17 protein-coding genes are annotated in these 17,575 nt (G+C 69.4%); 8 read left to right on the plus strand and 9 right to left on the minus strand.

Going from position 1 to position 17,575, the window contains the following annotated elements; genetic code table 11:
- Positions 1–23: 23 nt before the first annotated feature.
- From Q1A98_RS21260 to Q1A98_RS21270, 3 genes are read right to left on the minus strand one after another with little or no spacing between them, the layout of a single operon-like run.
- Positions 24–1,217 (minus strand): cytochrome P450, encoded by a 1,194-nt coding sequence (locus tag Q1A98_RS21260; RefSeq protein ID WP_299577233.1) that lies wholly within the window; start codon positions 1,215–1,217, stop codon positions 24–26.
- 44 nt (positions 1,218–1,261) lie between these two features.
- Positions 1,262–2,530: a CoA transferase gene (locus Q1A98_RS21265; RefSeq protein WP_299577235.1), complete on the minus strand. Its 1,269-nt coding sequence runs from the start codon at positions 2,528–2,530 to the stop codon at positions 1,262–1,264.
- Positions 2,527–3,762: a CoA transferase gene (locus Q1A98_RS21270; protein ID WP_299577237.1), complete on the minus strand. Its 1,236-nt coding sequence runs from the start codon at positions 3,760–3,762 to the stop codon at positions 2,527–2,529. The genes Q1A98_RS21265 and Q1A98_RS21270 overlap by 4 nt, the downstream gene beginning before the upstream one ends.
- A gap of 128 nt (positions 3,763–3,890) precedes the next feature.
- On the opposite strand from Q1A98_RS21270, the gene Q1A98_RS21275 reads away from it, so the two are divergent.
- On the plus strand, positions 3,891–5,105 hold the full coding sequence (locus Q1A98_RS21275) for a cytochrome P450 (RefSeq protein ID WP_299577239.1): 1,215 nt from the start codon (positions 3,891–3,893) through the stop codon (positions 5,103–5,105).
- 69 nt (positions 5,106–5,174) lie between these two features.
- Here Q1A98_RS21275 and Q1A98_RS21280 read toward each other — a convergent pair whose 3' ends face one another.
- The gene (locus Q1A98_RS21280; protein WP_299577241.1) at positions 5,175–5,396 is read right to left on the minus strand and encodes a hypothetical protein; all 222 of its coding nucleotides are present in this window, start codon (positions 5,394–5,396) and stop codon (positions 5,175–5,177) included.
- 192 nt (positions 5,397–5,588) lie between these two features.
- Between Q1A98_RS21280 and Q1A98_RS21285 the strand changes: the two genes are divergently transcribed.
- The gene (locus Q1A98_RS21285; RefSeq protein ID WP_299577243.1) at positions 5,589–6,887 is read left to right on the plus strand and encodes an amidohydrolase family protein; all 1,299 of its coding nucleotides are present in this window, start codon (positions 5,589–5,591) and stop codon (positions 6,885–6,887) included.
- A 100-nt stretch (positions 6,888–6,987) separates the two neighbouring features.
- Here Q1A98_RS21285 and Q1A98_RS21290 read toward each other — a convergent pair whose 3' ends face one another.
- Complete coding sequence (locus tag Q1A98_RS21290; protein WP_299577245.1) at positions 6,988–7,284, minus strand: hypothetical protein; 297 nt, start codon at positions 7,282–7,284, stop codon at positions 6,988–6,990.
- Positions 7,285–7,327: 43 nt separating this feature from the next.
- Positions 7,328–8,083 carry an SDR family oxidoreductase gene (locus Q1A98_RS21295; RefSeq protein ID WP_299577247.1) on the minus strand — a complete coding sequence of 252 codons (756 nt, stop codon included), beginning with the start codon at positions 8,081–8,083 and terminating at the stop codon, positions 7,328–7,330.
- Positions 8,084–8,294: 211 nt separating this feature from the next.
- Between Q1A98_RS21295 and Q1A98_RS21300 the strand changes: the two genes are divergently transcribed.
- Genes Q1A98_RS21300 through Q1A98_RS21310 form a run of 3 tightly spaced genes read left to right on the plus strand, consistent with a single transcriptional unit; the run spans position 8,295 to position 11,898 of the window.
- The gene (locus Q1A98_RS21300) at positions 8,295–10,343 is read left to right on the plus strand and encodes a dehydrogenase E1 component subunit alpha/beta (protein WP_299577249.1); all 2,049 of its coding nucleotides are present in this window, start codon (positions 8,295–8,297) and stop codon (positions 10,341–10,343) included.
- A complete protein-coding gene (locus tag Q1A98_RS21305; protein WP_299577251.1) occupies positions 10,340–11,140 on the plus strand; it encodes an enoyl-CoA hydratase/isomerase family protein in 801 nt (266 codons plus the stop codon). Before Q1A98_RS21300 ends, Q1A98_RS21305 begins: the two co-directional genes overlap by 4 nt.
- The gene (locus Q1A98_RS21310; protein WP_299577253.1) at positions 11,137–11,898 is read left to right on the plus strand and encodes an enoyl-CoA hydratase/isomerase family protein; all 762 of its coding nucleotides are present in this window, start codon (positions 11,137–11,139) and stop codon (positions 11,896–11,898) included. The genes Q1A98_RS21305 and Q1A98_RS21310 overlap by 4 nt, the downstream gene beginning before the upstream one ends.
- Positions 11,899–11,946: 48 nt before the next feature.
- Here Q1A98_RS21310 and Q1A98_RS21315 read toward each other — a convergent pair whose 3' ends face one another.
- A complete protein-coding gene (locus Q1A98_RS21315; protein ID WP_299577255.1) occupies positions 11,947–12,804 on the minus strand; it encodes a mycofactocin-coupled SDR family oxidoreductase in 858 nt (285 codons plus the stop codon).
- Positions 12,805–12,855: 51 nt separating this feature from the next.
- Between Q1A98_RS21315 and Q1A98_RS21320 the strand changes: the two genes are divergently transcribed.
- Positions 12,856–13,875, plus strand: coding sequence for an SMP-30/gluconolactonase/LRE family protein (locus Q1A98_RS21320; protein ID WP_299577257.1), 1,020 nt, complete (start codon positions 12,856–12,858; stop codon positions 13,873–13,875).
- Positions 13,872–15,398, plus strand: coding sequence for an adenylate/guanylate cyclase domain-containing protein (locus Q1A98_RS21325; RefSeq protein WP_299577259.1), 1,527 nt, complete (start codon positions 13,872–13,874; stop codon positions 15,396–15,398). Before Q1A98_RS21320 ends, Q1A98_RS21325 begins: the two co-directional genes overlap by 4 nt.
- Positions 15,399–15,401: 3 nt before the next feature.
- Here Q1A98_RS21325 and Q1A98_RS21330 read toward each other — a convergent pair whose 3' ends face one another.
- Positions 15,402–16,220, minus strand: coding sequence for an enoyl-CoA hydratase-related protein (locus Q1A98_RS21330; protein WP_299577261.1), 819 nt, complete (start codon positions 16,218–16,220; stop codon positions 15,402–15,404).
- Between the two features lie 107 nt (positions 16,221–16,327).
- On the opposite strand from Q1A98_RS21330, the gene Q1A98_RS21335 reads away from it, so the two are divergent.
- Positions 16,328–17,125, plus strand: coding sequence for an SDR family NAD(P)-dependent oxidoreductase (locus Q1A98_RS21335; protein ID WP_299577263.1), 798 nt, complete (start codon positions 16,328–16,330; stop codon positions 17,123–17,125).
- Here the strand turns inward: Q1A98_RS21335 and Q1A98_RS21340 are convergent.
- A complete protein-coding gene (locus tag Q1A98_RS21340) occupies positions 17,092–17,562 on the minus strand; it encodes a VOC family protein (RefSeq protein ID WP_299577265.1) in 471 nt (156 codons plus the stop codon). The genes Q1A98_RS21335 and Q1A98_RS21340 overlap by 34 nt on opposite strands.
- Between the last annotated feature and the right edge of the window lie 13 nt (positions 17,563–17,575).

The following is a 17,575-nucleotide window of genomic DNA, read 5'->3' on the forward strand; positions in this document are numbered from 1 at the left end:
ACGACCTCGGGACTGCGACCCGATCAGCGCAGGGTCATCTCGACGGTCGTGTAGCCACGGACCGTCGCGGTGAGGACCCGTTCGTGACGCCCGACGGTGTAGCGGGGGAAGTGCTCCGCGAAGTACTCGAACACCAGCTGCGCCTCACGCCGCGCGAGCCACTGACCGAGGCACACGTGGATGCCCCAGCCGAAGTAGACGTCGATGCCGCCCTTCCCGCGGTCGACGACGAAGCGGTCGGGATCGCTGTAGCGGCGCTCGTCACGGTTGGCGCTGCCCAGGAGCAGCAGCACCCAATCGCCGGCCTCCATCTGCACCCCGTGCATCTCGACGGGTGCGGTGAGCGTACGGGCGACCCAGTGGCTGGGGGTGTCGAAGCGCAGGGCCTCGTTCACCGCCGCGGGGATCAGATCGCGGTCGTCGACGATGGCCTGCCACTGGTCGGGGTGGTCGTGCAGGGCGACGAGACCGTTGGAGATGAGCTTCTGGGTCGTCTCGGACCCGGCGGCCGACAACAGATTGCAGAACATCAGCACCTCGTGCGGTGTCAACGAGCGTTCGCCGGAGTCGGGATCCTCGAACGTCGCCCCCAACACGCGACTGATCAGGTCGTCGCCGGGGTCGCGGCGGCGCTCCTCGATCAGGCCGCCGATGTAGGAACTGATCTCGCGGCTGGCGTCGATCGCTGCCTGCGGCATGGCGACCGACCCCTCCTCGCGCGCGAGGAACGCCTCCCACCAGACCCGCAGCTGTTCGCGATCACTCGCCGGCACCCCGAGCAGTTCACCGATGACGTCGGTGGGGATGGGGAACGCGAACGCCTCCATCGCGTCGATCGTCATCCCGGGGCGGAGCTTGTCGAGGTGTCCGTGGACGATCGTCCGCAGCGCATCCTCCATGGCGGCGACCGCCGCAGGGGTGAACGACCGCTTCAGTGCGCCGCGGACGTGCTCGTGACGCGGTGAGTCCATCGAGATTATGGAGTACTTCTTCCCGTCGCGATCCGGGTTCTCCGGAGCCGGGCCGCGACTCGAGGAGTAGAGCGACGAGTCGCGCAGTGCCGCCGCGACGTCGTCGAAGCGGGACAGCACCCACCACCGGTCCTCCGGATCGCGGTAGACGGGTGCCTCGTCGCGCAGTCGCCGGTACACGGGGTACGGATCGTCGAACACGGCTCGCGAGAACGGGGAGTACATCAACTCACTGGTCGTCGACACCCGCCGACGATAGCACCCGACTGATCAACAGAACACTCGATGATTCATTGATCAGTCGTTGCGGAGACCGACTCCCGGGAAGCGACCTTCGACGTGGCCGGGTCGTACAGGAGACGGTCGTGTTCGCCCACCAGCGGCGGTCGTGCCGGCACCGGTGTGTCCGCGGTGTGCAGATGGTAGGGCCGTCCGGGATACCGCACCGTCCGGTCGAGCTCGGGATGGTCCACGGGCAGCGGGAACCCGCGTGCGACGACGTGCTCGTCCTCGAACGCCTCGTCGACGGTGAGCACGGCCCCGACCGGGAAGCCGCGTCGTTGGCCGGAGGTGAAGAACTCGTGTGCGGGCAGCCGAGACGCGATGAGGCCCATGGCCTCCCGGGCCGCGGACAGGATCGCCGTCGTCTCGTCGTCGACCCCGATCTTCGCGATGTCGAGGGGTGCCTCCCGTCCGGCTGCCATCTCGAGGAACACCGCCTCGGGGAACTCCTCCTCGAGATCGAGATCGCGCAACCACGCCAGCATGTCGGCGAACTCCGTCGGCCTGCGCGGCAGGATGCCGGTCGTCGCGTACGCGCCGTCCGCGCATCGGACCTGAACCGGCGAGCTCGGGAGGAAGTACGCGTGCCGGCCGGTCTGCCGGACACAGGTCTCACCGGCGACCAACCAGTTGTAGGTGGTCTGTTCCGAGGTGACGTTGCACGCTGCGGTGACGTTGACGTCGACGAGCTGTCCCCGGCCGGTGCGATCCCGGTGGGCGAGCGCCGCGAGGGCGCCGATGGCGCAGTAGTGTCCCGCGATGTTGGTCGCCTGGTCCCCGCCGCCGTGGATCGGGGGGATGGAGTGGTCGTCGTAGCCGCAGTTCCACACCGGGCCTGCGCCCGCCATCATCGTGAGATCCGTGGTGGGGTCCGACGCCCGGGCGCTGTCCCGACCGAACGGGGTGACGGCGACCCAGATGACGCCGGGATTGTCCTGTGCCACCTCGTGGTGTCGGATCCGACCGTCCGCGACGGAGATGTCGTCGGCGATGACGACGTCCACGGTCCGGATCAGTGCCCGCAGCCGCTCGATCTCGGCCGGGTCGTCGGGATCGACCGTGACGGAACGCTTGCCGACGTTCTCGGCCCACCACCGCAGGCTGCGGTCGGGGTCGCGGGTGTCGTCGACGAATGGGGGACGGTGTCGCGTCGACGCTCCCGTGGGTGGCTCGACGACCACGACGTCGCCGCCGAGTTCGGCGAGGAGTCGACCGCCCACGCCGGTGTACTGACCCGCGAACTCGAGTACCCGCAGCCCGTCCAGCAGAGTGGTCACAGCGCGCCCACCTCGCCCAGCTCGGTCAACTCGGCGTCCGTGCGTCCGAGGATCCCGCCGAACACCTCGGCGTTGTGCTGTCCGAGAAGCGGTGCGGGTTCGGTGATCTCCCAGGGGGTCTCGGAGAAGTGCAGAGGCAACCCCTCGACCCGGACGGTGCCGATCTCAGGGTGCTCGACGGTCGGGAAGAGCCCCCACCGGCCCATGTCGGGGTCGCCGTCGATGCGTTCGGCGGGGCTGGCCACCACGCTCGCCGGCACGCCTGCGGTCACCAGGTCGCGCGCCAGGGTCGCCCCGTCCCGATCCCGGGTGGCGGCCGCGATGGCGTCGTCGAGTCCGTCGGCGTCGGCGAGACGTCCCGACAGCTCGGCGAATCGCGAGGCACGCAGGGCGTCGACGTCCAGGACCGAGGCCAACGCGGTGAAGTCGTCGTCGTCCCGGCAGGCGATGGCGATCCACCGGTCGTCGCCCGCGATCGGATAGATGCCGTGGGGCGCCATCTCGTCGAACTCGGCCCGGTTGCCCTTCGGCTGCCCCGCAAGTCGTTGACGACGGCCGTTCACCGTCGCGTCGAGAACGGTGGTGGGGGACATGGTGATCCCGGCGGGCACGGTGGCGAGATCGATGTACTCACCCGACCCCGTCCGGGCTCGCTGGTGCAGGGCCCCGAGGATCGCGACCGTCGCATGGTAGGCGGCCATGTGGTCCATGTAGGAGAAGCCCCACCCCGCGGGTTCGGTGTCCGGGAGGCCGGAGTTGAACGTGAGCCCGCTCAGCGCCTGGACGATGGGTCCCCAGGTCTTGAAGTCACGGTAGGGCCCGGTGTGCCCGAAACCGCAGTTGGCGACATAGATGATGTCGGGCTTGATCTCCCGCAGTCGGTCGTATCCGAAGCCGCGACGTTCCATCACCCCGGCGGCGAAGTTCTCGCACACGATGTCGCTGACGGCGACGAGATCCTCGAGGAGGGCGGTCCCCTCCGAGGTGCGGAGGTTGATCGTGACACCGAGTTTCCCGGCGTTGTGGTTGTTGAAGCCGCCACCGAGGTTGACCCCGCGGCGCTCGTCGACGAACGGTCCGACCCCGCGCAACGCGTCCCACATGCCTCGGGTGACGGGGTCCTCCACCCGGATAACCTGGGCGCCGAAGGCGGCGAGGATCTTCGTCGCGCCTGCCCCGGCCAACTGACCCCCGAGATCGCAGACGCGTATGTGCGACAAGCTCCCTGACACTGTGGAACAGTAGCACTCGAAATGTTACGTTGTCATGCGTCGACGAGCCGAGGGTACGGTGACGCCGACAACCGCGACGGTGTCGGCCCGACCACGTCGGCGACGGAAGAGAACAGGTGTGAACGGCCATGACGACAACTCCTTTCGAGACCGCGGCGCGGTTCGACAGTCCCGACTTCTACCTGGGTGACCCCAACGCCACCTTCAAGGAGTTGCGTCGGGTCGAGCCGGTGTACTGGTCTGCCGCGGACGAGATGTGGGTCATCACCAAATACGATGACATCAAGGCCATCTCGTCCGACCCCGAGCGATTCCGGTCCGAGCGGATCGCGGTCCTGATGGACGTCATCGCCAAGCGCAAGGGTGAGGACCCGCAGAACTACGGGAACCGTGGCGTCATGTTCATGGACCCGCCCGAGCATCGCAGCCATCGACGCGCTATCGGTGCCCACCTCACGCCGGGTGAGGTCGCGAAGATGGAGGATCGCGTCCGCGAGGTCGTCAAGAACGTGGTCGACGGGCTCCCGGACGGTGAGTTCGACTTCATCGAGCACGTCGCCGAACCGGTCCCCGTCCAGGTCTTCGCCCAGCTCCTCGGAATCCCGGAGAAGGACTGGTCGCGTGTGGTCGGGTGGGCGACGACGATCGCGCACGTCGGCAGTGGCGCCGCGAGCGACGACGACATGACCCTGATCTACTCCGAAGTGGCCCCCTTCATCATGGAACTCGTGGCCGAGCGACGCGAAGCCCCACAGAACGACTTCCTCACCATGTTGACGACCGTCCTCGTCGACGGCCAACCGCTGGACGAGGTGCAGGTGCTCACCTATGCGTTGATCCTTCTGGCGGCGGGTAGCGAGACGACCCAGAGTCTCATCGCGGGCCTGGCGCACTGCATCGACGAGTTCGACGACCAGCGGCAACTGCTGTTCGACGACCCCAGTCGCAGCGGGGATGCGGTCGAGGAGACGATGCGCTTCTGGACGCCCGTGATGAGCATGGCGCGGCAGGCGGCAGTCGATGTGGAGTTGCGCGGCAAGACGATCAAAGCCGGTGACGCGGTGCTGCTCGCCTATGCATCGGCCAATCGGGACGAGGAGCGGTGGGGACCCACCGCCGACGAGTTCGACATCACCCGTCGTGACGCGCGCACCCACCTCGGATTCGGGATCGGCGAGCATTTTTGCATGGGAGCTGCACTGGCCCGCCGGGAGGCACGCCTGCTCATCGACGAACTCGTGGAGCGGACGAATGGCATCCGCATCACCGGTGAGGCCCAGCTCCGCGCGTCGGCGCTCGTCCACACCTACGATCGACTGCCGGTGACGCTGGACCGACGCTGACCGAAGCACAGACAGGCGACGACCCCGGGCGACTGGCCCGGGGTCGTCGTCGTCCGTGCTGCGGGGCCCTCAGTCGGTGCCGGTGAGCGACCGGTAGGCGGCTTGCAGTGCCTCGAGGCGCTTCTGTAGCGAGTCGGTGGGTTCCGCGCCGCCCATCCCGCCGATGATCTCGGCGCGGACGGCGTCGATCTCGGCGGCGACGCGCTCCGCCGCCTCACCCTTGGTGAGCAGGTCCTGATCGGCCCAGTCGTCGTGGGGGATCCGGTTCGTCAACGGGTCGGGCTCGTCCATGGTGCGGTCCTTTCTGCGCCCCCGGCAGTCGGGGGTTCGCGTGCGCTCGATGTCGCTGCGGAGCCCAGGATTACCACTCCCCGGGGACCACTTCCGATGCTATAGTCAATTAGGCAAAAATTGTATATTTGTGCTGTAGGGCGGGGCGTCTCGACCGAGGTGTCCGACACGAGCACAGTGAGGATCAGAGCAATGCCGCTGCAACCGTCGATGAAGCTCGTCTCCGTGGACGACCACCTGATCGAGCCACCGCACGTCTGGACCGACCGTCTCCCGAGCAAGTATCGCGAGATCGGCCCGCACATCGAGGAGTTCCCCCGAGGCGAGGGCAAGCTCCCCGTCAACATGTGGGTGTACGAGGGGCGTACCTACCCGAACATCGGTCTCAACGCCGTGGCGGGCAAGCCGCCGGAGGAGTTCGGCGTCGATCCGGTGCGCTACGACGAGATGATCCCCGGCTGCTACGAGCCCAAGGCGCGTCTGGCCGACATGGACATCGACGGCGTCCACGCGATGCTGTGTTTCCCGTCGTTCCCGCGATTCTGCGGCACTGTGTTCCTCGAGGGTGAGGACAAGGAGCTGTCGCTGCTCAGCGTGAAGGCGTGGAACGACTTCTCCCTCGACGAGTGGTGTGCGACCGATCCGGCCCGCTTCATCCCGATGGGCATCCTCCCGTTGTGGGACGCGCAGTTGATGGTCGCCGAGATCGAGCGGCTCGCTGCGATGGGGTGTCGTGCGATCGGACTCCCGGACAACCCGAGCAACCTGAAGCTACCCAGCTACCACACCACGTACTGGGATCCGGTGTTCTCCGCGCTCGAGGAGACCAACATGACCGTGGTCATGCACTTCGGGTCCGGTGGCCTGCCGCCGCAGACGTCGCCCGAGGCGCCGTTCGCGGTCTGGATCACGCTGATGGGCACCACCTCGATGGCGTGCGCGATCGAGCTCGTCTTCTCGCCCGTCTTCCACAAGCACCCGAACCTGAAGGTCGCGTTCTCCGAGGGTGGCATCGGGTGGATGCCCTACTTGGTGGAGCGCGCCGACTACGTCTGGCGGAAGCACAAGTACTACCAGAACATCCACCCGACGGTGCCGCCGTCAGAACTGTTCAAGCGCAACATCGCCGGCTGCTTCATCGAGGACGAGGTCGGCATGAAGCTCCGGGACTCGGTCGGCATCGACAACATCACCTGGGAGTGCGACTACCCCCACTCCGACTCGTTCTGGCCGAAGAGCCGGGCGCGGGCCGAGGAGCAGCTGAAGAACGTGCCCGACGAGGACGCGGCGAAGATCGTCGAGCTGAACGCCCGCAAGTGGTACGCGTTCCCCGAGGAGGGCTTCAAGTCCTGCACGGCCGACACCGGTTGGCGTCCCAACGACGGCAAGCCCTCGGAGTACGACTACGACGAGGTCATGGCGACCGCGGGTGGCGTCGGCATCAAGGGGTTCATGGACAACATCGCGGACCAGATGAGCAAGAAGAACTGACGCGCGCCAGGACAGACGAGAAGCGGGGCCCGATCCGAGAGGATCGGGCCCCGCTTCTCGTGTACGGAGCCTCGTGTCGGCGACGAGGGCGGTCGGGGGATCAGTCGCTGGCCGGCAGTGGCTTCGCCTCTTTCACCGCGAGCGCAGTCTGCCCGACCGCGAGGCTGCCCTGTCCGGCCTTCGTCACGAGGACCTCCGCGCCGTCGTCGGCGAGGTAGCGCTTCCCCAGCACCGTGCCCTCGCCGAAAGCGGGGTCGAGCTCACCGCCGCGCTCGCCGCCGACCTCGACCATCGGGTGCCCCCCGCACCGCAGGTCGTCGAGGCTGTCCGCGGCACGCACGACGATCACCTCGGTGTCGTCCACCTGGCTCTGCAGTCGGGTTCCGGTCTTCACCATGATCTTCTCCTGTCTCGCTGTCGCGTGTGGTGGGGCGCGTCGCCTACATGCGCCGCGGTGCCGACGGCGGCTTGATGACGGCGTGGTCGAGGCCGACGTCGGGATGGTCGATGATCCCGGCGAGCATGCCGGCGATGGCGTCGGCGACCGCGTCGGGGGTCATGAGCGTCTCCTGGACGAGCCCACGCCAGATCCAGTCCTCGAGAACGCTGCCGAGCAGCTCGGGGTCGAAGGCGTCGGCGAACTCGGTCGGGATGGTGCTCCCGACCGCGATGGTGCAGAACCGCAGCCCGGGATGTTCCGTGCGCCAGGCGTCGAAGCTCGACATCAGCGCTGCTTTGCTCGCCGCGTAGGCGCCGAGCGCGGCCCGCTGCTGGCCCACCGACTCCGACGAGAGCGCGCCGACGATCGCCCCCTCGGCGAGCACGGGCAGCGCGTGGCGGATGAGCTGGTGCACCCCGACCACGTTGGTGCGCATCACCGACTCCCAGTCGTCCGAGTCCGTGTCGGCGAACATCTTCAGAGGAGCGACGCCGACCGAGCAGAACAGGAGATCGACCTCGCCGAGCGTGGTGCGTGCGGCCTCGGCGACCGCGGCGGCGCCGGCGGGATCGGCGATGTCGGCGGCCACCGGGGTCCCCGTGCCGGCCTCTGCGATCGCGTCGTCGAGCTTCTCCTTGCGGCGCGCCACCAGGACCACCTGCGCGCCCTCCTTGCCGGCCTGGATCGCGAACGCCCGGCCGATGCCCGACGACGCCCCGACGACGAGGACACGTTTCCCCCGCAGTGATCTGGTCACGTGTGTGATGCTCTCTTCCCGATGTGGTCGGCGAGTGACGGCCGATGATGGGTAGACAGTAGTACATCGGATGTTCTATTGGTGGGCATTGTCGCGACCTCGTCCTCGCGCGCGATGCCGACGCTGCTGCGGAACACGAGATGTATCATTGTTCAGTCCGTCCGGACGTCGAACGAGCTGCCGGGGTTCCCGGTGGGGCAAGGGAGCTTTCATGACAGCGGAGACGACGACCACCACGGGGCAGACGGTCGACGCCGACCTCGCCACCGACCTCTACCGCAGGATGAGTCGCGTCCGCCACGCCGACGCACGCATGCGCAAGGGGTTGTCGTCGGGGGAGTTCGCGATGAGCTACTGGCCCGTCGACGGCCAGGAGGCGATGTCGGCAGGGGCCACCGAGGCGCTCGACGACGGCGACGAACTGGTGACCACCTACCGCGGACTCGGCGACATCGTCGCGCAGGGCACGGACCTGCCGGCGTACTTCGCGGAGTTGCTGGGTCGCGGCAGCGGTTTGTCCCGGGGCAAGGCCGGCGCGATGGGCATCCACGATCCCGACCACGGGATCGCCTGGACCACGGGGATCGTCGGGGCCGGACCGGTGATCGCGAACGGGATCGCCTGGGCCGCAACACACACCGGTGCGTCGAAGGTCGTCCTGGTGTCCTTCGGTGACGGTGCGACCAGCATCGGCTACGTCCACGAGGCCATGAACCTCGCGGCGCTGTGGGACCTCCCCGTCGTCTTCTTCTGCCAGAACAACGCATGGGCGGAGTGCACACCCCTGGCCGGGTACACGCGGACCGAGAGCTTCTCCGATCGTGCGGCGGGATACGGCATGCCCGGTGTCACCGTGGACGGCACCGACCCGGTCGCCGTCCACGACGCTGTCGCGACGGCCGCCCACCGGGCCCGGTCGGGACAGGGGCCGTCGTTCGTCGAGGCGGTCGCCTACCGGTTGCAGGGCCATTACTTCGGTGACGCCATGAAGTACGCCGACGCGGACGAGTTGGCGGCGCGCCGCGCCGACCACCCGATGGACCGTTGGCGTCGTCATCTCGTCGAGTCGGGGACGGTCGACGAGGCCGTCCTCGACGACATCGACGCCAGGGCCGCCGCGGACGTCGACGCCGCCATGGCCGAGGCGGTCGCCGCACCCCAGCCCGACGTCGACGACCTCACCCGCGACGTGTTCGCCGGGGGCGGGCTGGCGTTGTCCACGCTGTCGGACGCGGACCGTCGCGACATCCCGTCCGGCGCGACCACCGAACTCGGTCTCGCCCAGGCCGTCCAGCGGACGTTGGACCGCGCGATGGCTGCCGACGAGTCGATCGTCGCCCTCGGCGAGGACATCGCCGACTCCGCGGGCGGCGGCATGTTCAAGGTGACCGCGGGGTTGTCCACGGCCCACGGCGACCACCGGGTCCGGAACACGCCCATCGCGGAGTCGGCGATCATCGGTGCCGCCATCGGCGCGTCCCTGTCGGGGCTCAAGCCTGTCGCGGAACTGATGTTCATGGACTTCCTGGGCGTCGCGATGGACCAGATCGCGAACCATGCGGCCAAGGTCCGGTACATGTCGGGCGGGCGGACGAGCGCGCCGATGGTCATCCGCGCCATGGTGGGCATGGCCGCGGGGCCGCAGCACTCACAGGCGGTCGAGGCCTGGGCCATGCACACACCGGGCATCAAGGTCGTCTGGCCGAGCACCGCGGCCGACGCGGTCGGCCTGATGAACGCGTGTCTCGCCGACCCCGACCCCTGCCTCTTCGTCGAGTCGATGAAGCTCTACTACGGAGCGGGCAAGGGGCCTGTGCCCGACGAGGACTTCACGATCCCGCTGGGCCAGGCGAACGTGGTCCGGGCCGGTACCGACGTCACGGTGTGCACGTACGGCGTGATGGTGCACGCCGCGGTCGCGGCGGCCGAGGAGCTGGCGGCCGACGGCGTGTCGGTGGAGGTGATCGACCTGCGGTCCCTGGTGCCGCTCGATCTCGAGACGGTTCTCGAGTCGGTGCGCCGTACCCGCAGGCTGGTCGTCACCCACGAGTCGGTCGAGTTCTGCGGCCCGGGGGCCGAGATCGCGGCCGCGGTCGGTGAACAGCTCTTCGACGTGCTGGAGGCCCCGGTCACCCGTGTGGCGGGGACGTACACGCCGGTACCGCGCGCGTCGGCACTGGAGGCCGCGTGTCGGCCCGATGCGGGTCGGGTGGCGGAGGCGATCCGCCGCAGCGTAGCGACCACGCGGAGCGCCCGATGAGCGCCCCGGCCGACCTGGGGGACGCGACGATCAGCGGATGCGACGAGATCCTCGTCGCCTCCGACGGTCCGGTGCGGATCGTCACGCTGCACAACCCGGCGAACGCCAACGCGGTCAACAACGCCATGCACGGGGCCTTCGCGCGGATCTGGGACACGCTTGCCGAGGACCCGGACGCTCGGGCCGTGGTGCTGACCGGTGCCGGCAGGCACTTCTCCGCCGGCGGAGACCTGGTCCAGTGGCTCGAGACCCACGTGGAGAACCCGGTCACGCGTCGTGCCGGGATGCGGGACGCGCGACGGATCGTCCGGTCGATGATCGATTTCCCCCTGCCGATCGTGGCGGCGGTCAACGGGCCGGCGGTCGGGTTCGGCTGCAGCATCGCCGTGCTCTGCGACATCGTCCTCATGTCCGACAGGTCGTTCCTCGCCGACACCCATGTCGCCAGCGGGCTCGTCGCCGGTGACGGCGGTTCGGTGCTGTGGCCGCTGCTGATGAGCCTGTTGAAGGCGAAGGAGTACCTGCTGCTGGGCGAACGGATCCCGGCCGAGACGGCGGTCGCCCTCGGTCTGGCGAACCGCGTCGTGCCCGACGACACGATCAAGGCCGAGGCGTTGGCCCTCGCCCACCGTCTGGCCGCGCTGCCGGCGCGTGCCGTGCAGGACACCAAACGCACCCTGAACCTGCATGCCGAGCGCGCGATCTCCGGAGTGCTCGACTACGGGATCTCCGCGGAGACGGAGTGTTTCACCACACCGGAGCACCGCGCGGCGATCGACGCGTTCCTGAAGCGGTGAGCCCCGACGCCGAGCGTCTCGTCCTCGTCGAGGAGGCGGACGGGACCTGGATCCTGTCGCTGAACCGACCCGACCGGCGCAATGCGCTGACCTACGACTCGTGGCTGGCGCTGGACGAGGCGATCGAGGCGGCCGTCGAGGCGGACGCGACCGCGATCGTGCTCACCGGCGCCGGGTCGTTCTTCTGCGCCGGCGGCGACCTGAAGTCCGGTCCGGCCCACGGCTCGGGCCCGTTGGCTCCCGCCGGGCGGGTCGCGCTCGCGCAACGGGTGCTCGGCCGGTTGCGGACATGCGGAGTCCCCGCCATCGCGGCGGTCGAGGGCGGTGCCGTCGGCCTCGGCTGGAGTCTGACGCTCGCCTGCGACCTCGTGGTCGCCGCGGAGGACGCGTTCTTCCTCGCCCCCTTCGTGACACGCGCGGTGGTGCCGGACGGCGCGATCACGTGGCGGCTCGTGCGGGAGGTCGGGCGGCACCGGGCGTCGGACATCCTGTTGCGCGGACGGCGCCTGCCGGCGTCCGACGCGCACGACCTCGGTCTGGTCACCGATCTCGTCACGGCCGGTACCGCGGTGACGGCGGCGCGGGAGATCGCCGTGGACCTCGCGGGGTCCGACCGCGGGGCTCTCGCGTTGACGAAGGGCCTGCTCGCCGCGACCGAGGAGGCGCACCTACAGTCCTTCGGTCCCCTCGAGCTCACCACGGCCACCGTCGCCCAGCACGGCGCCGCCGCGACGAAGGCCCGCGCCGAGTTCTCCTGAGGGAGGACTCGGCGCGGGCCTGTGGTCACGGCCGTCGGGTGTGACGACTCAGATGTGGTAGTCGTACCACTTCAGGTAGCCACCCGCGTCGATGCGGAACTGGCCACCGGTGACGAACCGGGATTCGTCGGAGGCGAGGTAGACGACGGTGTCGCTGATGTCGCTCGGCTCGACGTAGGGCACCGGCATCGCCTGCTGCACATGGAAGATCGGCTCGGCGTCCTCGCGCTGCGGGTCCTCCAGGTCGGGCCGGAACGTGCGGTACATCGCACTGTTCTGCAGCATCGTGGTGTTGACGTTCGTCGGGTGGATGACGTTCGCACGGATGCGTCGCGGCGCGAGATGTGTCGCGAGCTCGTAGGTGTACTGCGACAGGAGACGCTTCGAGGTGATGTAGGCCGTGCCGCCGGGGTCCTCGCCGGGGTTGTCGTTCTTCGCCAGGTCCATCAGGGCGGCGGTGGAACCGGTCGCGATGATCGACGCCCCCTCCTGCAGGTGGGGGAGCGAGGCCTGGATGGCGTTGATCGTGCCGATGAGGTTGACATCGATGACGTCGACCCATGCCTCCCAGGCCTTGCCCTTGATGCCCGCGACGCCTGCCTGTGCGACGACGATGTCGAGGTGACCGAGCTCCTCGATGCCCTTGGCGAGCACCTCGCGGAGACGGCCCACGTCACGCACGTCGGCCTGCTCGACGACCGCCTTGCGGCCGGTCTTCTCGATCAGCAGGCCGGTCTCGTCGAGATCCTCGCGCGCCGACATCGGGTAGGCGATGGAGTCGAGATCCTGGCAGATGTCGACGACGATGACGTCGGCACCCTCCTCGGCGAGCCGCACCGCATGGCTGCGACCCTGCCCGCGACCCGCACCGGTCACGAACGCGACCTTGCCCTCAAGTCGTCCCACGATTGCGTCCTCTCTCGAACTGAATGGTTGCGATGAACAACGCTACATCACTTGTACTATTGTCAGAAGCTGTTCGCCGACGGCGATCCTGAGCCGCTGACATCGACGGGGGCGCACATGGAGTTCTCGACCGGTCAGCCCGTCCCGCACGTGGTCGCCGACGGTCTGGCCTTCCCCGAGAGCCCCATCGCGGCCGCGGACGGGTCGGTCCTGTGTTCGGAGATCGCGGCCGGGCGGATAACCCGTGTCCGTCGGGACGGCGCGCGGGAGACCGTGGCCGTCACGGGCGGTGGTCCCAACGGCGTCGCAGAACTGGCCGACGGTCGTATGGTCGTCTGTCAGAACGGCGGGTCCCGCTTCGGTGTCGGGCCGTGGCCCTACGACCTCCCCGGGTGCACCCGGCTCTTCCGCCCCGTCGGGGCACCGGACGAGCCCGTCACACCGCAGCTGCAGATCGTCGACCCCGACGGGTCGGTCCACACCCTGGCCACCCACTTCACGGCGAAGACGGGTGAACGCCTGCCCCTGGTCCGGCCCAGCGACATCTGTGTCGACACCGTCGGGGGCTTCTACGTGACCGACGGCGGCACCATGCACGGCCGTACGCGCGAGATGACGGGCCTGCTGTACGGGACGGTCGACGGCGACCTCCGGGAGATCGTGTTCCCGCTCGAGATGCCCAACGGGGTCGCACTCGCACCCGACGGCGCGACGCTCTACCTGGCCGAGACCCGCACCCGTCGCGTCTGGGCGTTCGGTCTCGAGGCGCCCGGGGTCGTCGGCAGAGCGCACGGGTTCGCCACGGTCCCGGCCGGCGGGCCGCTCGGCGTCGGCGGCGCCGACGGGGTGTGCGTCGCCGACGACGGCCACGTTCTCGTCGCCACGCTGGGGACGGGTGGGGTGACGGTCTTCTCGCCCGACGGCCTGATCGTCGGGGCGATCGGCGCCGACGACCCGATGACCACCAACCTGACGCTGAGCCCGGACCAGGAGCGCCTCTACCTCACGCTGGCGTCGACGGGGCGACTCGTCGTCGTCGACGGGTGGCGGTCGATGGTCGGGATCGGGTGACACCCAGCTCGGAGACCGGTCCGCGCAGACCGCGCGGGAGGCGCGTCGCGCCATTGGACGGGCCGGGTCTGCACTCGCGGCTCGTCGTGGCCGCACTCGTTCCCACCGTGGTCTGCGCCGTCGCCGTCGCCTTGGTGACCACACATCTCCTCCCGACCGCCGAGGCGTTCGACGACGCCGGCGTCCGGTCGACGAACACCGTGGCCGGGATCGTGTTCGCGGCCGTGGTCTTCCCCCTCGCCGGGCTGCTCGGGTTCCTCTGGACGACGCTGCCCGCCGGAGAACGCGACGAGCTCGCCGAACTCGAACTGCTGCAGCGGATCCCGTTCCGCATGACCGCGGTGCACGGCACCGTCTGGTTCGCGGCCGCCGCCGTCTTCGGCACGCTCAACCGTCCGACCCCGGTGCTGGGATCGTCTCTGGGCATCGGGCTCTCGCTCGGCGGCGTGCTCACCGGTGCGTTCTCGTACCTCCTCTGTGCGCGGGTGTTGCGGCCGGTCGTGGCCGCGGGCTTCGCCCGCCATCCGCCGCTACGACGGCGTGGTCCCGGGCTGCGGCTGCGGGCGATCCTCTCGTGGCTGGTCGGTACCGGAGTGCCGTTGGTCATGCTCGTCGTCGCGGCCGCGTACGCGTCGACGACCGAGGCCGGGCGGACGCAGGCGCTGGTCCTCGTCCTCGTCCTGGGGCTGGGGACGGCCGTGAGCGGTGTCGTCTTCGCCGCGCTGGCGGGGGCCGCGACCGCGGAGCCCATCGACGACATGCGCGCCAAGATGCGGCGCGTCGAGGGTGGTGACCTCGAGGTCGTGTCACCGGCATTCGACGCGTCCGAGATCGGACTGCTGCAGGCGGGTTTCACCCGGATGGTCGCCGGTCTGGCCGAGCGCGAACGTCTCCGCGACCTGTTCGGTCGGCACGTGGGTCATCACGTCGCGCGGCTCGCGCTCCAAGACGAGGTGGGTCCCGGTCCCGCGGTCGGGGAGCGGGCGGTCCGTCGCGAGGCCGCGGTGGTGTTCGTCGACCTGATCGGGTCGACCCGTATGGCCGCCACCGTCGACCCCGACGACTTCCTCGCGGCGATCAACGAGTTCTCCGCCGCGGTCGTCGAGGTCGTCGAGCGCAACGACGGCTGGGTGAACAAGTTCATCGGCGACGCCGTCCTGGCGGTGTTCGGCGCGCCGACGCAGACTCCGGGATGGGCGGACGACGCGCTCCGTGCCTCCCGCGAACTACACGCCCTGCTGAACGCCGGCGCGGCACCACGGGTGGGTATCGGGGTGTCCGCGGGAACCGTCCTCGCCGGCAACGTGGGCGAGGAGCGGCGCTACGAGTTCACCGTCATCGGCGACCCGGTGAACGAGGCCGCGCGCCTCAGCGAGTCGGCGAAGAGACGGAGCGGGGTGCTGGCATCGGGATCGGCTCTGCAGCGGGCCGACGACGAGGAGGCCGCCCGCTGGCAGATCACCGGGTCGGAGGTGCTGCGCGGACGTCTGGACCCCACGGACCTCGCGGTGCCGCTCGTGTGAGGGTCATCGGCCGGTGAAGCGTGGCTCCCGGCGGTCGAGGAATGCGGCGACGCCCTCGGCGACGTCGTCGGTGCCGGCGACCTGTTCGACGACCACCGACTCGGCGAAGAACGCCGCCGACCGATCGGTGTCGGGCGCGGCGTTCACCAGTGCCTTCGCCGCGGCGATGGCCCGGGTGGGACCCGTCGCGAGTTCCGACGCCCATCCTGCGACGAACGGGTGCAGTTCCTCGGGCTCGACCACGGCGTTCACCAGCCCGATCCGATGGGCGTGCTCGGCGTCGAGGGGACGACCGAAGAAGAGCAGTTCCTTCGCCACGTTCATCGGCAGCTTGCGGGCGAGGAGATAGGCGGCGCCGCCGTCCGGTGCGAGTCCGCGCTTGACGAAGATCTCGATGATGCGCGCCGTCGACGCGGCGACGACGAGGTCGCAGGCCAGCACCATGCTCGCCCCGACACCCGCGGCGGTGCCGTTGAGTGCACAGACGACCGGCTTCTCGCAGTCGAGGATCGCCGACACCACGGCTTGCGATCCCTCCCGCAGGATGCGGGCCGCGTCGCCGGGAGCCCGTGTCGGATCGGGTGCCATCTCGGGGTCGGACAGGTCGGGTCCGGTGCAGAAGTGCCGGTCGCCGGCGCCGGTGAGGACCACGGCTCGCGTCGTCGGATCGCCTGTGGCAGTGCGTAATGCGTCGACGAGGCCGCGTTGCATCCGCCGCGTCACGGAGTTCCCGCGCGACGGCCGGTCGAGGGTCACCCAGAGGACGCCGTCGGCCGTGGTGACGCCGAGACCGTCGACGGGGGCGTCGGCGAGAGGTGGCATGGGGGTCCTTCCCGGTACGGCGGAGGTGCGCTGTCGGACGATGATACATTTCGGATACAAGTGTTCCGCCGCGTCGGCGGACGTCGTCCCTCGGAACGGAGTGCAGCGTGTCGCGTCTGGAGAACCGGTCGGCCCTGGTGACCGGTGGAGGGCAGGGCCTCGGCCGTGCCGTGTCACGACGTCTCGCCCAGGAGGGTGCCCACGTCACCATCGTCGACCTGAACGAGGAGAAGGGGCGCGAGTGCGTCGGCCTCATCACCGATGAGGGTGGTTCCGCGGGCTTCGTGCGGGCGAACGTCGCCAAGCGCGACGACATCGCCGCCGCCGTCGCGGAGGCGACCGTCGACGGCAAGCTCGACGTACTGGTCAACGCCGCACAGTATTTCGCGATGCCGAAGGCCTTGGAGCTCGTCACCGACAAGGACTGGGAACTCTCGGAGGCCACCGGCCCCAAGGCGACCTTCCGGTTCATGCAGCTGGCCCATCCCGCACTCGTCGCATCGGGTGGCGCCTCGGTCGTCAACTTCGTGTCGGGATCGGCGCTCGCCGGCATCGGCTACACCGGGCCGTACTCGGCCGCGAAGGGTGCTGTGCACGCGCTGACGAAGGTCGCGGCGAAGGAGTGGGCCCGTCACGGGATCCGCGTCAACGCGATCTGTCCGTTCGCCCTCACCGACGTGCAGCGCGACATGATCGGTACCGAATGGGACAACTACACCCGGACCGCCGAGGGCTCACCCTTCGGCCGCGGCGCCGACCCCGACACGGAGATCGCCCCGGCGGTGGCGTTCCTCGCGAGCGCCGACTCGGGCTTCGTCACCGGGACCGTGCTCTACGTCGACGGGGGGATGACCGAGTTGTCGACGGTCGACTACTCGGCGTCGCCCGGCGTCTTCGAGGGCTGAGAGGGCACCCGCTCGATCAGTTCGATGCGGTTGTCGTCCGGGTCGAGCAGCATCATCCCGCGGTTGCCGTGGCGGAACGTCACGGTGGCCTCGGTGAGGTGGCGACCGCCGTGCGCGACGATCGCGTCCGCCATCGCCTGTGCGTCGTCCACGCGGAACGACAGATGCGTGAACCCCGGACGGGTCATCGGGCGAACCGGCTCGGCGGGCTCGGGCGGCGGGGTGAGATATCCCAGGAGTTCGATCCGCACCCCGTCCCGCTCCAGGTAGATCAGTTCGACCTCCACGTCGGGCACGTCGAGGAGTTGCGCGGTCTGCGCGTCGGCGGCCGTCAGGTGCCCGACGACGGCGAATCCCACCCCGTCGCACCAGAAGCGGAGCGACCGGTCGAGATCGGTGACGCAGAGCCCGATGTGGGTGAGACGGGGGTCGGCCACGGGGTCGTCGTCC

The sequence above is a fragment of the uncultured Williamsia sp. genome, assembly GCF_947494875.1.
In the GTDB taxonomy this organism is placed as follows: domain Bacteria; phylum Actinomycetota; class Actinomycetes; order Mycobacteriales; family Mycobacteriaceae; genus Williamsia_A.

Coding starts and splice junctions, on each gene's coding strand:
- Q1A98_RS21275 (WP_299577239.1), top strand. CDS start 3,891: ATGACGACAACTCCTTTCGAGACCGCGGCGCGGTTCGACAGTCCCGAC.
- Q1A98_RS21280 (WP_299577241.1), bottom strand. CDS start 5,396: ATGGACGAGCCCGACCCGTTGACGAACCGGATCCCCCACGACGACTGG.
- Q1A98_RS21285 (WP_299577243.1), top strand. CDS start 5,589: ATGCCGCTGCAACCGTCGATGAAGCTCGTCTCCGTGGACGACCACCTG.
- Q1A98_RS21290 (WP_299577245.1), bottom strand. CDS start 7,284: ATGGTGAAGACCGGAACCCGACTGCAGAGCCAGGTGGACGACACCGAG.
- Q1A98_RS21300 (WP_299577249.1), top strand. CDS start 8,295: ATGACAGCGGAGACGACGACCACCACGGGGCAGACGGTCGACGCCGAC.
- Q1A98_RS21305 (WP_299577251.1), top strand. CDS start 10,340: ATGAGCGCCCCGGCCGACCTGGGGGACGCGACGATCAGCGGATGCGAC.
- Q1A98_RS21330 (WP_299577261.1), bottom strand. CDS start 16,220: ATGCCACCTCTCGCCGACGCCCCCGTCGACGGTCTCGGCGTCACCACG.